This window comes from Micromonospora sp. TSRI0369, from assembly GCF_001905625.1.
Classification (GTDB): Bacteria; Actinomycetota; Actinomycetes; order Mycobacteriales; family Micromonosporaceae; genus Micromonospora; species Micromonospora echinospora_A.
On record NZ_LIVU01000004.1, the window covers coordinates 91,371 to 105,994 of the forward strand.

Sequence of the window (14,624 nt, forward strand, 5' to 3'; positions counted from 1 at the left end):
GGTCAGCCCGCGACAGCGGGCGCGACCGCCCGGGGCGCCCGTGTGCCCCCTCGCGCCGCCAGGAAGCCCCGGTAGACCGCCTCGTAGTCGGCGGCCATCCGTTCCACCGAGAAGTTCTCCGCGACGTGGGCGACGGAGTCGGCCGGATCCAGGTCGGCCGCCGCCAGCAGTGCCGCCGGCAGCTCGTCGGCGTCGTCGCAGACGAAGCCGGTGACCCCGGAGCGGACCAGCTCCGGCACCGCGCCCCGGCGCAGCGCCACCACGGGGGTGCCGGTCGCCATCGCCTCCACCATCACCATGCCGAACGGCTCCGCCCACTGGATCGGCATGATCAGGCAACGGGCCTCCACCAGCAGCCGCCACGCGGCCTCACGGTCGGCGTTCAGCACGAGCGTGACGTCCTCGCCCAGCAGCGGCCGTACCACCTGCTCCAGGTAGCGGCGCTCGCCCGGCTCGTTGCACTTGCCGGCCAGCGTGAGCGGCAGCCCGGCCGCCCGGCACGCCGCGATCGCCACGTCCGGTCCCTTGTCCGGGCTGAACCGGGCCAGCCAGAGCACCGGTCCCGTCCCGGGCGCCCCCTTGCGCGGCACGTCCCGCAGCGGCATCGCGTTGTGCACGGTGCCGGCCCAGGGCAGCCCCGGGTTCGCCCGGCGCTGCGCGTGCGAGATCGCGACCAGGCCCACCCCCCGGTCGGTGTTGCCGAGCACCGTGCCGTACTCGCCCACCGGATTGCCGTGCACGGTCGCCACTGTGGGCACCCGGCGGCGTCCGGCCACCAGCGGGCCGATCGTGCTGTGGTCGTGCACCAAGTCGAAGTCCGCCGGGCCGATCAGGCGGTCGACGTGGGCCAGGTGCGCCAGCTCGGGCAGCGACTCGCCCATCCGCTCGTACTGCAACTCGTCGCAGGTGGAGACGAAGTCGGCCGAGGTGCCGTGCCCGGTCCCGGCCCCGAACAGCGTCACCGCGTGGCCCCGCTCGACGAGCGCGTCGACCAGCCCCGCGACCAGCGTCTCCAGCCCGCCGTAGCCGGGCGGCGGCACCGACAGCCAGGGCGGCACCACCATCGCGATCCGCAGCGGCCCGGCCTGCCCGCGCTCCGAGGACTGCTGGTTCACGGCCACGAGTCCTCCCCGCTCGGTCCCCGGCGTACCCGCTGGGCCGCGGGTTCCCGGCCCGGCCCGCGGTAAACGACGCCCCGGCGGCTCAGCCGGACACCACGATCCCGACGTGCACCTCGCGTACGCCCGGCAGGGCCCAGGCGGCCCGTTCCGCCTCCTCGCGCTGCCACCAGGCGCCCACGACGCCGTCGAGCACCACCGTGTCGCCGTCGACCCGGGCGTCGATCCGCTCGGTGCCGGTACGCCGCAGCAGCAGTCGGCGCAGGTCGAGGCGCTGCTGCTCGTCGCTGGGCGGGCCCGGGGGCCGTACCTCGATCAGGTTCGTCAACCCGCGTACGCCGCGCAGCCGGCGCAGCTCACGTTCGGCGGTCCGGCTCTGGAAGCCGAACTCCACAGCGCCCCGGAGCATGACCCAGCCGTCGGCGACTGTCACGTCCAGCCGCTCGGCCGGCACGAAGCTGTCCCACTCCAGCGCCCGGCTGGCCGCGATCGCGATGTCGGCGTCGGTACGCCGGTCCGTGGCGGTCAGGTCGACCTCCAGGTCACTGGCGACCGCGCGCACCCCGCGTACCCGGTGGGCGCAGCGCTCGACGGCCCACCGCCGCGCGTAGCTGTCCACCCGCCCGGCCAGCGTGACCACGCCCCGGTCGACGGTGACGGCGACCTCGGTGGCCCGGGTCTGCGCGTCCCAGTCCAGTTCGGCGAGGACGTCGCGCTGGATCTGCTGGTCGGTACGCACGGCGGACGTGGTGGTCATGCCCCCAGCGTGGCCCCGGCGCGGGTGAGCCGGTCTCACCCGCGCCGGGTGAGAAAGAGGAGGGGCGGCGGGCGACGGAGCCAACCCCCTTGGCTCCGCCGCCCGCCGCCCAGGAGGGAGGCAGGTCTTCGGACTATGACGTCTCGGCGAGCGTCACGGTTGCGGTCTCGGCGGATCCGTTTCGCTTGTACTCGACCTCGACCCGGTCGCCGACCTTGCCGGCCTGCACCGCGCCGACCAGATCGTTCGAGTCGTTGATCACCTTGTCGCCGAACTTGGTGATCACGTCGCCGCGCTGGATCCCGGCCTTCTCGGCGGGGCTGCCAGGGGTGACGGCGGCGACGAGCGCGCCGCCGTCCTCGGCGCCGTTCACGCTCACGCCGAGCGAGGGGTGGCTGATCTTCTCGCCGCGCTGGAGCTTCTCGGCCACGTCCTTGGCCTTGTTGCTCGGGATGGCGAAGCCCACGCCGATGTTGCCGGTGCTGCCCTGCCCGGCGGTGGCGATGGCGGTGTTGATGCCGATCACCTCGCCCCGGGTGTTGACGAGCGCGCCGCCGGAGTTGCCCGGGTTGATCGGGGCGTCGGTCTGCAGCAGGCCGGAGATCGAGCTGGCGCCCTGCTGCGGGTTCTGCTGGCCGCTGCCCGCCTGGATCGTGCGGTCGCGGGCGCTGAGGATGCCTGCGGTGACCGAGCCCTGGAGGCCGAGCGGGCTGCCCAGGGCGAGCACCTGGTCACCCACCTGCATGGCGTCGCTGTCGCCGAACTTCGCCGCCTTCAGGTCGCTCACACCGCTGGCCTGGACCACCGCGAGGTCGGTCTTCGGGTCGGTCCCGACGATCTTGGCGGACGCGCTCTTGCCGTTGGCGAAGACCACCCGGACGGTGTCGCCGCCGGCGCCGGCGACCACGTGGTTGTTCGTCAGCACGAACCCGTCAGCGCTGAGGATCACCCCGGATCCCTCACCGCTGCCCGTCATGATCGTGACGATGCTGTCCTGGACGGAAGCCGCGATCTTGGGCAGGTCGGCGCTGTTGATGATCGGAGCGGCGGAGTAGGTACGGGTCGGGCCGTCCGGGTCGAGCGCGAGGGCCAGCGCGCCGCCGGCCACGCCCGAGCCGAACATCAGGGCCAGCGCCAGCGCGCCGGCGCCGATGAACTTCCCGGCCCGGCTGGGCCGCGCCGGCTGCGGCGCGCCCCACGGCGGGGTCGGCTGCCCGGCCTGGTACGGCTGGTAGCCCTGCTGCCCGTGCTGCGCGTGCTGTCCCTGGTACGGCTGCGCCTGGTACGACGGGACCGGCCCGCCGCTGTGCGGCGCCGACGGGTAGCCGGAGCCGCCCTGCTGCTGGGCCCAGCCGTGCTGCTGGTGCTGCTGGCCGTACCAGGGGTGGTGCTGCTGCGCCGCGGCCTGGTACGGCGTCCCGCCCTGCGGCGGGTACGGGCCGGCCGGCGCGGCGGCGGGGTTCGCGGTTCCGGGCTGCGCCGTGGTTCCGGCGGCCGGGGCGTCGGCCGGAACCGGCGCGGCGGCCGGGGTGTTCGAGGAGTCCGACGTCCCGCTCTCGACGCGGGGCAGCTCGGCGGTGTGGTGCGACGGCTCGGCGTCGGCGGGGGCCGGCGACCGCTGCGGATCGGTCTCGTGGTCGGTCATGGCACCAGTTTTCCCCGTGGCACTGTCATCAGCCTGGAATCCGCCTGGAAGTTTTCTGAACGTCACTCGCCCGGCTCCGGCGCCTCGGGCAGCAGCGGCAGCTTCACCCGGAACGTCGCCCCGCCGCCGGGAGTCTCGTCCACCTCGACGGTGCCGTGGTGCGCGGCCACGAGCGCGGCCACGATGGCCAGGCCGAGGCCGGTGCTGATCGGCCCGCCCGCCCGCCGGGTACGCGCGGCGTCCACCCGGTAGAACCGCTCGAAGACCCGCTCGGCCTGCTCCGGGGTGAGGCCGGGACCGGTGTCCGCCACCTCCACCACGGCGAGGTTGCCCGCCTCCGCCCGCAGCCGCAGCGTCACCGAGGCATCGGACGGGGTGTGGGTGAGCGCGTTCGTCATCAGGTTGCCGATCACCTGGCGCAGCCGGGCGTCGTCGCCGAGCACCACCAGCGGGCCGGCGCCCGGCGCCCGCTCCAGTTCGATGCGCCGGTCCGGGTCGACCACCCGGGCCGCCTCCACCGCGTCCGAGGCCAGCACCGGCAGCTCGACCGGGGCCAGCGTGATCGGCCGTTCCCGGTCCATCCGCGCCAGCAGCAGCAGGTCCTCCACCAGCAGCCCCATCCGGGACGCCTCGTCCTCGATGCGGCGCAGCAGGTCGGCGGTCTGCTCCGGCGCGCGCGCGGCGCCCTGCCGGTACAGCTCGGCGAAGCCCCGGATGGTGGTCAGCGGCGTCCGCAGCTCGTGCGAGGCGTCGGCGATGAACTGCCGCATCCGCTCCTCGGACCGGCGGGCCCGCGCCTCCGACGCCTGCGCGTACGCGGCCGCGTCCCGCGCGCCCATCTCGGCGCTGCGCGCCGCCGCCTCGGAGGCGGCCCGCGCGGTGAACGCGGCCTCGATCTGGGCCAGCATCGCGTTCAGCGCCCGGGACAGGCGACCCAGCTCGGAGGTCGGGCACGGCCGACCCATCTCCGGGTCGGGCACCCGCCGGGTCAGATCACCGCCGGCAATGGCAGCCGCCGTACGCTCTATTTCCACGAGCGGCTTCAGGCTGGTACGCACGATGCCGGCGCCGACGGACGCCAGCGAGATCAGCACCGCGCCGCCGACCAGGAGGTCTATCCACACCAGTCGCCCGACCGCGGAGTCGACGCCGGTGAGGTGCTGCCCGAGCGCGATGATCCGCCCGTCGGGCAGGGCGGTGTAGAGCATCCGCCACCGGCTCCGGCCGTCCTCGGAGCGCACGGTGAACGGGTCGCCCACCCGCTCCTGGTAGCCCGCGTAGTCGACGGGGAACCGGGGCAGTTCCTCTTCGCGCAGGCCCTCGTAGCGCGTCGGCTCTTCCGGCAACTCGCCGGGCGCCATGACGGACGCCACGTAGTCCGACGGAATGGTGATCTTGATGGGGCCGCCACCGGCCTTGTCGAGCGTGTTGGCCACCGTGTACGCGCCGCCGCGAAGCTGGTCGTCCGCCTGCCCGATCAGATAGTTCCGCAGCAGGAACGCCGTCAGGCCGCTGATCACCACCAGCGCCACAGCCACGAGCGCGAGGACCGCGGCGACGAGCTTCAGCCGGAGCGGGACGCTACGCAGCCTGCCCTTCGCGTCGTGGACGACGTTCACGCCGCCGGCTTGCGTAGCACGTATCCCACTCCCCGGAGCGTGTGGATCAGCCGCGGCTGCGTGTTGTCGACCTTGCGGCGCAGATAGGAGATGTACGACTCGACGATGTTGTCGTCACCGCGGAAGTCGTAGTTCCAGACGTGGTCGAGGATCTGCGCCTTGCTGAGCACCCGGTTGGCGTTGAGCATCAGGTAGCGCAGCAGCTTGAACTCGGTCGGCGAGAGCTGCACCCGCTGACCGGCGCGGTGCACCTCGTGCGTCTCCTCGTCCAGTTCCAGGTCGGCGAAGGTGAGCCGGGACGGGGTCTGGTCGCCGGTCGCGGTACGCCGCAGCACGGCCCGGATCCGCGCGGTCAGCTCCTCCAGGCTGAACGGCTTGGTGACGTAGTCGTCGCCGCCCAGGGTGAGCCCGCGGATCTTGTCGTCGGTGGCGTCGCGCGCGGTCAGGAAGACCACCGGGGTACGGGTGCCGCCCTCGCGGAGCATCCGGATGACCTCGAAGCCGTCCAGGTCGGGCAGCATCACGTCCAGCACGACCAAGTCGGGCCGGTGGTCCTTGGCGGCGTTCAGCGCGGCGCTGCCGCTGGTCGCGGTGGCCACGTCGAAGCCCGCGAAGCGCAGGCTCGCGGAGAGCAGTTCGAGGATGTTGGGATCGTCCTCGACCACGAGCAGTCGAGCCTCCGTCTGGGTAGCCGCCATGGGCCCCATCATCCGCGCTCCGGCTGCGGCCGCGCTGGGTGGAGCCTGGAAACAACCTGTGAGATCAGCGGAACAGCCGCCGCAGCCCTTCCAGCGCCCCGTCGAGCATCCGGATCGCGGTGCGGAGCTGGTTGTCGCTGAGCCGCCGCGCCCGTACCAGCGCGCCGACCTCGACTGTGAACGCGGCCAGCCGCTTGTCGAACTCGGCGAGCAGCGGCGAGTCGTCCGGACGGGCCGACCCCCCGTCGCCGGCGGGCCGGGCCGTGGCGGAGGCCGTCCACGCGCCCTGCCGGGTCTGCCGGGCCACCTCACGCAGTTCGCGCTTCAGGTCGCGGACCGAGCCGCGTACCTCGTTGTGGATCTCACCGGCCAGCGCGGACAGGTCCTCGACGGCGGCGCCGATGTCGGCCTCCAGGGTCGACAGCTCGTCGGCGCGCTGCCGCAGCTCGGCGCGGCCCGCCTCGGTGATCTCGTAGACCTTGCGCCCGCCCGCGGCGGTGTGCGTGACCAGGCCCTCCGTCTCCAGCCGCTGCAGGCGGGGGTAGATGGTGCCGGCGCTGGGGGCGTACAGGCCGAGGAAGCGGTCCTCCAGCAGGCGGATCAGCTCGTATCCGTGCTTCGGGCCGTCGTCGAGCAGCTTCAGCAGGTAGAGCCGGAGCCGGCCGTGGCTGAACACGGCGGTCACGGCAGTTCCTCCACGTCCTCGGCGGTCGCGACCGGGCGGGCGAGCAGCGCGATGCTGCCGGAGGTCGCGGAGGCCCAGAGCCTACCCGCGCCCCCACCGAGCACGCCGTGGCTGTCCTTGATCGGGCCGAAGCCCCGCGGACCGGCCCCCACCTGGGGGAAGCCGCTGGTGATGCGGCCGGAGGTGGTGTGCAGGTGCACGGTGAGGTCGCTGTCCTCGCGGACCCGTACGGTGATGCTGCCGGAGATGGCGCTGAGCCGGATCTCGCTGCCGCGCGGGTTGTCCAGGTCGCAGGTGATCGAGCCGGAGACGGCGTGGGCGCGGACCCGCTCGGGCGCGCTGTCGGCGAGGATCAGCTCACCGGAGACCGTCTCCAGGTCGAGGTCGCCGCCGATGCCGAGCGCCTCGACCGGCCCGGAGATGACCTTGGCGCTGGTGCGCCCCCGCAGCCCTCGCAGGGTGACCTGGCCGGACGTGACGTCGACCTTGGTGTCCCCGCGCAGGCCGGAGGCGACCAGCGTGCCGTCCACCAGGTGCAGGTCGGCGAGGACCTCGGCCGGCACGGCGATCGACACCTCGGCGCGATACCGGCGGTGGAGCGGGCCGAAGGACCAGAGCACCCCCGGCCACCGGGTCGACCGCTCGTGCTGCACGGTCAGCCGGCCGTCGCGCATCTCGACCAGGAGTGGCCGCCGGCCGATCCGGGTGACGTCGACCCGCGCCGGGCCGTCCGTGGCGACCACGTTGAGCCGGCCGCTGACCAGCCGGACGTCGAGCCGGGTGACCGGCTCGTCCACCGTGATCCGCTGCGGGCTGTCGACCGTCCAGTTGGCCATGGCGTCCTCCCCTCGACGACGTACCGACCGACGGCACGTCGAGTGACGCGAGGAGCATAACGCGATACATCGCGACTGAACAAGATGCTATCGCGACTGTGTCGCGTCTCCGACGCCCGCCTCGGTCCGCCTCCGTCGCCTCATCCCACTGACAAGGATCGCTTTTCCACACCCTGAGAAGCCGGTAGATCTTGGTAGCAAAAGGCCCTCATAGGGGCCGTTTGCTACCAAGATCTCTGACGGTCCAGGTTCAGCGCTGCCGGGCGGCAGTCGGTAGCGGGCAGGTCGCGCGGCCGGGACCGGTCCACGAAGACGGTGCCGGCGGCGTCGTGCGAACCGGGACGGCCGGTGCGGGACGGGTGTGTGCGAGGCTGCCGGGCGGACCGCCGGCGAGGGCGCCGGCGGAGCTGAACCCGGAGGTGCGCATGCTGGTCGAGGCCCGTTTCCAGGGACCGGACGGTTCGGGCAACGGCGGCTGGAGCGCCGGGATCTTCGCCGCGCTGATCGACGACCGGGGGCCGGTGGAGGTCACGTTGCGCCGGCCGCCGCCGCTGGACACCCCGCTGACCGCCGCCGACGGCGAGGTACGCGACCCGGACGGCCAGTTGATCGCCCAGGTACGCCGGGTGGCGCCGGTCGAGGCGGTGGTGCCACCGGTGGACCGGGCGACGGCGGCCGACGCCGCGCGGGCGTACCCCGGTCTGCTGGACCACCCGTTCCCCCGCTGCTTCGTCTGCGGCCCGGCGCACCCGGACGGGCTGCGGATCTTCCCGGGACGGCTGCCGGACGGGCGGACCGCCGCGCCGTTCGACGCCCCGGCGGAGGTGACGCCCGCGACGGTGTGGGCGGCGCTGGACTGCCCGGGTGGCTGGGCGGTGCTCGCGCCCGGCCGCCCGTACGTGCTGGGGCGGATCGCCGCGCAGGTCACGGCGCTGCCACGACCCGGCGACGAGTGCGTGGTGACCGGCCTCGCGGTCGGCGGCGAGAAACGGAAGGCCGAGGTGCACACCAGCCTGTACGGTGCGGACGGCGCGCTGCTCGGCCGCGCCCGGGCCACCTGGGTGGCGCTGCCGACCGCCTGATCTCCTCCCTGAGGAGGACGGCGGGTACGCGTCCCGCCTGATTGACCCCCTTGCGCCGGGTTGGAAGGCTGTTGCCGGGTGCCCCCGCAACGGCGCCCCCACCGGCGCGCGTCACGCCCGCCGGGGCAGGAGAGGAGAATGATGTCCGACGGGCAGCCACGCCCCAGTGCCGGGACCGGCCAGATCATCGTGTCCGGCCTGACCAAGCAATACAAGACCGTCCGCGCGGTGGACAATCTGTCGTTCACCGTCGAGCCGGGCCGGGTCACCGGCTTCCTCGGCCCGAACGGCGCCGGTAAGACGACCACGCTGCGCATGCTGCTCAACCTGGTGACGCCGAGCGCCGGCACGGCGACCATCGGCGGCAGCAGGTACGCCGACCTGGCCGACCCGCTGCGCACGGTGGGCGCGGTGCTGGAGGCGTCCAGCGCGCACAAGGGCCGCACCGGGATCAACCACCTTCGGGTGATCTGCGCGGCGGCCGGGCTGCCGAAGGAGCGCGCCGACGAGGCGCTCGCCCTGGTCGGGCTCTCGCCCGCGGCGAAGCGCAAGTTCAAGGGCTACTCGCTGGGCATGAAGCAGCGGCTCGGCATCGCCGCCGCGATGCTGGGCAACCCGCAGGTGCTGATCCTGGACGAGCCGGCCAACGGCCTGGACCCGGAGGGCATCCGCTGGATGCGCGGCTTCCTCAAGGGTCTCGCCGCCGAGGGCCGGACCGTGCTGGTCTCCAGCCACCTGCTCTCCGAGATGCAGCTGCTCGCCGACGACGTGGTGATCATCGCGGCCGGCAAGCTGGTCCGGCAGGGCCCGGTCGACCAGGTGATGGCCTCGATGACGCACGGCGTCCGGGTGCGGGTGCGCACCCCGCAGGCCGACGAGCTGGCCACGGTGCTGCGCGAGCAGTCCGCCACCGTCGACGCCGACCCGCACGGCGCGCTGCTGGTCAGCGGCGTGGACGCCCCGACCGTGGGCCGCCTCGCGCTGGCCGCCAAGGTCGAGCTGCACGAGCTCACCACCGAGCGCCCCGACCTCGAAGGGGTCTTCCTGGAGCTGACGGCCGGAAAGGCGGAGATCCGATGACGCTTGTCCGATCCGAACTGCTCAAGATCCGTACCACCAGCACCTGGTGGATCTTCGGGCTGATCAGCCTGGCGCTGTGGGCGCTCACGCTGTTCTTCAACTGGTTGCAGACCGAGGCGCTGGCAGGCGGGGACTTCGGCGAGGTGCCGGCCGACCAGTCCGACCAGTTGCAGGCCATCTCGGCCGCCGACAACCTGGCGGCCAACCTCTACACGAACGGCCAGTTCTTCGGGCTGCTCATCGTGCTGCTGCTGGGCATCGTGGTGGTGACCAGCGAGTTCTTCCACCAGACGGTGACCACCACGTTCCTCACCGCGCCGCACCGCACCGCTGTGATGCTGGCCAAGCTGGCCGCGGCCGGCGTGCTGGCGCTGCTGTTCTGGCTCGTCACCACGGTGCTGAACCTGGTCACCGCGCCGCTGATCCTCAGCTCGGTGGACGTCGGCTCGCAGCTCGGCAGCGGCGCCGTGTGGCGGGCGATCGCGCTCAACGGCCTCGCGTACCTGCTGTGGTCGGTGCTCGGCGTCGGGCTCGGCGTGCTGATCCGCAGCCAGATCGGCGCCACCGTGACCGGCATCCTGTTCTACCTGGGCGGCGCGATCGGCGCGGTCATCGTCCTCAGCCTCCTCGCGGCGCGGTACGGCGACTGGATCAACAAGCTCCAACTGCTGGTCCCGTCGCTGGCCTCCGGGCTCATGGTCGGCGGTGACACGGACATCCCGGGCAACCCGCCGCAGTGGGCCGGCGCCCTGGTGCTGATCGGGTACGCGGTGGTGACCGGTGCGATCGGCATCGCCACCATCCGCAAGCGCGACATCTCCTGACCTCGCCGTCAGGCGGACCCCGGCCGGTGACACTCGTCACCGTCCGGGGTCCTCGTCGTCTAGCAGGAGTCGGTGGATCACGCAGCGTTTGCCGAACTTCTGGCATCTTCTGTGAATCGGACCACCAGCCGGAGGCGAGAATGCCTGCGCCCAGCGCACGGCGTAGCCTTGGCATCGGTTTACCCAGCGTCGGCAACCGGGGGTCACCGGGGGCCACCGTGACATTCACAACCGCGTGAAAGAGGCGATTAGCGGCCGTGTCGACCCAGCAGACTTCGCAGGAGAACCCACTGGCGGGTTTCGGCCCGAACGAGTGGATCGTCGAGGAGATGTACCAGCGCTACCTCGCCGACCCCTCGAGCGTCGATTCGGCCTGGCACGACTTCTTCGCCGACTACCGGCCGGCCCCGGGCGCCGCCACACCGCGCCCGGACGGGCAGGCCAAGCCGGCCGCGAAGCCTGAGCCGGCCGAGCAGCAGGAAGCAGTGGCCACGGTCAAGGAGCAGCCCGCCAAGGCCGAGCCCGCCAAGGCCGAGCCGAAGGCCGCCCCGAAGGCGTCCGCCCCGGCCAAGCCCGCCGCCAAGCCGGCGGCGAAGAGCCCCGAGCCGGCGAAGAAGTCCGCACCGGCCAAGCCGGCCGCGAAGGCACCGGCCGCGAGCGCCGCCGGCACCACGACGCTGCGCGGCGTGGCCGCCAAGATCGTCCAGAACATGGACGCGTCGCTGTCGGTCCCGACCGCCACCAGCGTGCGCGCCGTCCCGGCCAAGCTGCTGGTCGACAACCGCATCGTGATCAACAACCACCTCACCCGGGGTCGCGGCGGCAAGGTCAGCTTCACCCACCTGATCGGGTACGCGCTGGTGCGCGCCGTCGTCGAGCACCCGGAGATGAACAACTCCTTCGCCGAGGTCGACGGCAAGCCGGCGATGGTCCGCCCGGAGCACGTCAACCTGGGCATCGCGATCGACCTGGTCAAGCCGGACGGCTCCCGCAACCTGGTGGTGCCGTCCATCAAGGGCTGCGAGCAGATGGACTTCCGGCAGTTCTGGCAGGCGTACGAGGACGTGGTCCGGCGCGCCCGCCGCAACGAGCTGACCATGGAGGACTACTCCGGCACCACGATCTCGCTGACCAACCCGGGCGGCATCGGCACCGTGCACTCGATCCCGCGCCTGATGCAGGGGCAGAGCGCCATCATCGGTGTCGGGGCGATGGAGTACCCGGCCCCCTACCAGGGCATGAGCGAGGCCACCCTGGCCGAGAACGCGGTCAGCAAGGTCATCACGCTGACCAGCACGTACGACCACCGGATCATCCAGGGCGCGCAGTCCGGCGAGTTCCTGAAGGTCATGCACGAGCTGCTGCTCGGCGAGCGCGGCTTCTACGACGGCATCTTCACCTCGCTGCGCATCCCGTACGAGCCGGTGCGCTGGATGCGCGACGTGGCCGTCGACAGCGAGGGCCAGATCAACAAGACCGCGCGGGTGCACGAGCTGATCCACGCGTACCGGGTGCGCGGCCACCTGATGGCCGACACCGACCCGCTCGAGTTCAAGATCCGTAAGCACCCGGACCTGGACGTGCTCCAGCACGGGCTCACGCTCTGGGACCTCGACCGCGTCTTCCCGGTCAACGGCTTCGCCGGCCAGCAGCGGATGAAGCTGCGCTCGATCCTCGGCGTGCTGCGTGACTCGTACTGCCGCCGGGTCGGCATCGAGTACATGCACATCCAGGACCCGGAGGAGCGGCGCTGGATCCAGGAGCGGGTCGAGCGCAAGTACGAGAAGCCGAGCCAGGACGAGCAGAAGCACGTGCTGAACCGGCTCAACGCCGCCGAGGCGTTCGAGACGTTCCTGCAGACCAAGTACGTCGGCCAGAAGCGCTTCTCGCTGGAGGGCGGCGAGTCGCTGATCCCGCTGCTCGGCGAGGTGCTGGAGTGCTCCGCCGAGGCCGGGCTGGACGAGGTCGTCATCGGCATGGCCCACCGCGGCCGGCTCAACGTGCTCGCGAACATCGTCGGCAAGCCGTACGAGAAGATCTTCTCCGAGTTCGAGGGGCACCTCGACCCGCGCTCCACGCAGGGCTCGGGCGACGTGAAGTACCACCTCGGGCAGAACGGCAAGTTCACCACCCCGGACGGCGAGCACGCGGTCAAGGTGTCGGTGGTGGCGAACCCGTCGCACCTGGAGGCCGTCGACCCGGTGCTGGAGGGAATAGTCCGGGCCAAGCAGGACCGGATCGACCTCAAGCTGGAGGGCTACACCGTGCTGCCGCTGGCGGTGCACGGTGACGCCGCCTTCGCCGGCCAGGGTGTGGTCGCCGAGACGCTCAACCTGTCCCAGCTGCGCGGCTACCGCACCGGCGGCACCGTGCACGTGGTCGTGAACAACCAGGTCGGCTTCACCACCGCCCCGGAGTACAGCCGGTCCAGCCTCTACAGCACCGACGTGGCCCGGATGATCCAGGCGCCGATCTTCCACGTGAACGGCGACGACCCGGAGGCAGTGGTCCGGGTGGCCCGGCTCGCGTTCGAGTACCGGCAGGCGTTCAACAAGGACGTCGTGATCGACATGGTCTGCTACCGCCGGCGCGGGCACAACGAGGGCGACGACCCGTCGATGTCCAACCCGGAGATGTACAAGATCATCGACTCGAAGCGCTCGGTCCGGAAGCTCTACACCGAGGAGCTGATCGGGCGCGGCGACATCACCGTGGAGGACGCGGAGGAGCTGCTGCGCGACTACCAGGGGCAGCTGGAGCGGGTCTTCAAGGCCACCCGAGACGCCGCGACCACGCCGCGCCAGCTCAGCCGCCCGGCGCGGGAGGAGGAGCCGGAGCCGCAGGTCGACACTGCCACCGACGCCTCGGTGGTCAAGGCGATCGGCGAGGCGCACGTCAACCTGCCGGAGGGCTTCACCCCGCACAAGCGGATCCAGCAGCTGCTGGAGCGGCGCCGCAAGATGTCCGTCGAGGGCGGCATCGACTGGGGCTTCGCCGAGATCATCGCGTTCGGCACGCTGCTGCACGACGGCGTCACGGTCCGGCTCGCCGGGCAGGACTCCCGCCGTGGCACGTTCGTCCAGCGGCACGCCTCGGTGGTCGACGCCAAGACCGGCGAGGACTACCTGCCGCTGATGTCGCTCACCGCCGACGGCGAGCGGTCGCGCTTCTTCGTCCACGACTCGCTGCTCTCCGAGTACGCGGCCATGGGCTTCGAGTACGGCTACTCGGTGGAGAACATCAACGCGCTGGTGGCCTGGGAGGCCCAGTTCGGTGACTTCGTCAACGGCGCCCAGTCGGTGATCGACGAGTTCATCTCCTCCGGCGAGGTGAAGTGGGGTCAGCGCTCCGCGGTGACGCTGCTGCTGCCGCACGGCCACGAGGGCCAGGGCCCGGACCACACCTCCGGCCGCCCGGAGCGGTTCCTGCAGCTCTGCGCCGAGGACAACATGCGGGTGGCCATCCCGACCACCCCGGCGAACTACTTCCACCTGCTGCGCCGCCAGGCCCTGTCGCCCAAGCGCAAGCCGCTGGTGGTGTTCACGCCGAAGTCGCTGCTGCGGCACAAGCTCTGCGTGTCGCCGGTGGAGGACTTCACCACCGGCACGTTCTCCCCGGTGCTGGCCGACACCGCGGCTCCGGCGCCGGAGCAGGTCAAGCGGGTGCTGCTCTGCTCGGGCAAGGTCTACTACGACCTGTTCCAGGCCCGGCAGGAGCGGGGCGTCACGGACACCGCGATCATCCGGATGGAGCAGCTCTACCCGCTGCCCGTCGAGGAGGTCCGGGCCGCGCTGGCGCAGTACCCGAACGCCGAGGACTTCGCCTGGGTCCAGGAGGAGCCGGCCAACCAGGGCGCCTGGTCGTTCGTCGCGCTGAACCTGCTGGAGCACCTGCCCGAGGTCCGGCTGCGCCGCATCTCCCGGCCCGCCGCCGCCGCTCCGGCGGTCGGCTCGGCGAAGATGCACGAGGTCGAGCAGAACGCGCTGATCGAGGCGGCTCTCCCCCGCCCGTGACACCACCGGCAGCGGCCCGTCCCGACCCGGGGCGGGCCGCTGCCGTACGACGACGAGAGGAACACCGTGTACTTCACCGACCGTGGCATCGAGGAGCTGGTCGAGCGCCGGGGCGACGAGCAGGTGAGCCTGGAGTGGCTGGGCGAGCGGCTACGTGACTTCGTCGACCTGAATCCGGAGTTCGAGACCCCGATCGAGCGGTTCGCCACCTGGCTGGCCCGCCTCGACGACCCGGACGACGACTGACCGGCGCGGCCGGGCGCGGCC

Annotated in this window: 12 protein-coding genes; 5 read left to right on the top strand and 7 right to left on the bottom strand. The window is 72.2% G+C overall.

The annotated features are described in order from the left end of the window. Positions 1 to 2: 2 nt before the first annotated feature. The 7 genes from AMK25_RS13370 to AMK25_RS13400 all read right to left on the bottom strand — a co-directional run bounded on the left by AMK25_RS13370 (position 3) and on the right by AMK25_RS13400 (position 7,358). Complete coding sequence (locus AMK25_RS13370; RefSeq protein ID WP_443189910.1) at positions 3 to 1,115, bottom strand: glycosyltransferase family 4 protein; 1,113 nt, start codon at positions 1,113 to 1,115, stop codon at positions 3 to 5. An 88-nt stretch (positions 1,116 to 1,203) separates the two neighbouring features. Beyond that, positions 1,204 to 1,875 carry a BON domain-containing protein gene (locus AMK25_RS13375; RefSeq protein WP_073828721.1) on the bottom strand — a complete coding sequence of 224 codons (672 nt, stop codon included), beginning with the start codon at positions 1,873 to 1,875 and terminating at the stop codon, positions 1,204 to 1,206. A 133-nt stretch (positions 1,876 to 2,008) separates the two neighbouring features. Next, positions 2,009 to 3,520 (bottom strand): S1C family serine protease, encoded by a 1,512-nt coding sequence (locus tag AMK25_RS13380; protein WP_073828722.1) that lies wholly within the window; start codon positions 3,518 to 3,520, stop codon positions 2,009 to 2,011. A 62-nt stretch (positions 3,521 to 3,582) separates the two neighbouring features. After that, the gene (locus AMK25_RS13385) at positions 3,583 to 5,139 is read right to left on the bottom strand and encodes a sensor histidine kinase (RefSeq protein ID WP_073828723.1); all 1,557 of its coding nucleotides are present in this window, start codon (positions 5,137 to 5,139) and stop codon (positions 3,583 to 3,585) included. Further along, complete coding sequence (locus AMK25_RS13390; RefSeq protein ID WP_043328553.1) at positions 5,136 to 5,837, bottom strand: response regulator transcription factor; 702 nt, start codon at positions 5,835 to 5,837, stop codon at positions 5,136 to 5,138. The genes AMK25_RS13385 and AMK25_RS13390 overlap by 4 nt, the downstream gene beginning before the upstream one ends. A gap of 64 nt (positions 5,838 to 5,901) precedes the next feature. Then, the gene (locus AMK25_RS13395; protein WP_073828724.1) at positions 5,902 to 6,522 is read right to left on the bottom strand and encodes a PadR family transcriptional regulator; all 621 of its coding nucleotides are present in this window, start codon (positions 6,520 to 6,522) and stop codon (positions 5,902 to 5,904) included. Continuing rightward, the gene (locus tag AMK25_RS13400; RefSeq protein WP_073828725.1) at positions 6,519 to 7,358 is read right to left on the bottom strand and encodes a DUF4097 family beta strand repeat-containing protein; all 840 of its coding nucleotides are present in this window, start codon (positions 7,356 to 7,358) and stop codon (positions 6,519 to 6,521) included. The genes AMK25_RS13395 and AMK25_RS13400 overlap by 4 nt, the downstream gene beginning before the upstream one ends. A gap of 425 nt (positions 7,359 to 7,783) precedes the next feature. On the opposite strand from AMK25_RS13400, the gene AMK25_RS13405 reads away from it, so the two are divergent. From AMK25_RS13405 to AMK25_RS13425, 5 genes are all read left to right on the top strand, one after another. After that, the gene (locus tag AMK25_RS13405) at positions 7,784 to 8,440 is read left to right on the top strand and encodes a hypothetical protein (protein ID WP_073828726.1); all 657 of its coding nucleotides are present in this window, start codon (positions 7,784 to 7,786) and stop codon (positions 8,438 to 8,440) included. 138 nt (positions 8,441 to 8,578) lie between these two features. Further along, positions 8,579 to 9,520, top strand: coding sequence for an ABC transporter ATP-binding protein (locus AMK25_RS13410; protein ID WP_443189911.1), 942 nt, complete (start codon positions 8,579 to 8,581; stop codon positions 9,518 to 9,520). Next, entirely contained in the window at positions 9,517 to 10,344 is an 828-nt protein-coding gene (locus AMK25_RS13415) for an ABC transporter permease (protein ID WP_073828727.1), read from the top strand. The genes AMK25_RS13410 and AMK25_RS13415 overlap by 4 nt, the downstream gene beginning before the upstream one ends. A gap of 257 nt (positions 10,345 to 10,601) precedes the next feature. Beyond that, positions 10,602 to 14,357, top strand: coding sequence for a multifunctional oxoglutarate decarboxylase/oxoglutarate dehydrogenase thiamine pyrophosphate-binding subunit/dihydrolipoyllysine-residue succinyltransferase subunit (locus tag AMK25_RS13420; protein ID WP_073828728.1), 3,756 nt, complete (start codon positions 10,602 to 10,604; stop codon positions 14,355 to 14,357). Between the two features lie 66 nt (positions 14,358 to 14,423). Further along, positions 14,424 to 14,603, top strand: coding sequence for a DUF6104 family protein (locus AMK25_RS13425; RefSeq protein WP_030503218.1), 180 nt, complete (start codon positions 14,424 to 14,426; stop codon positions 14,601 to 14,603). Positions 14,604 to 14,624 lie beyond the last annotated feature (21 nt).

Excerpts from the sequence above, each read along its gene's own strand:
- AMK25_RS13375 (WP_073828721.1), bottom strand. The coding sequence starts at position 1,875 with ATGACCACCACGTCCGCCGTGCGTACCGACCAGCAGATCCAGCGCGAC.
- AMK25_RS13380 (WP_073828722.1), bottom strand. The coding sequence starts at position 3,520 with ATGACCGACCACGAGACCGATCCGCAGCGGTCGCCGGCCCCCGCCGAC.
- AMK25_RS13390 (WP_043328553.1), bottom strand. The coding sequence starts at position 5,837 with ATGGCGGCTACCCAGACGGAGGCTCGACTGCTCGTGGTCGAGGACGAT.
- AMK25_RS13400 (WP_073828725.1), bottom strand. The coding sequence starts at position 7,358 with ATGGCCAACTGGACGGTCGACAGCCCGCAGCGGATCACGGTGGACGAG.
- AMK25_RS13405 (WP_073828726.1), top strand. The coding sequence starts at position 7,784 with ATGCTGGTCGAGGCCCGTTTCCAGGGACCGGACGGTTCGGGCAACGGC.
- AMK25_RS13410 (WP_443189911.1), top strand. The coding sequence starts at position 8,579 with ATGATGTCCGACGGGCAGCCACGCCCCAGTGCCGGGACCGGCCAGATC.
- AMK25_RS13415 (WP_073828727.1), top strand. The coding sequence starts at position 9,517 with ATGACGCTTGTCCGATCCGAACTGCTCAAGATCCGTACCACCAGCACC.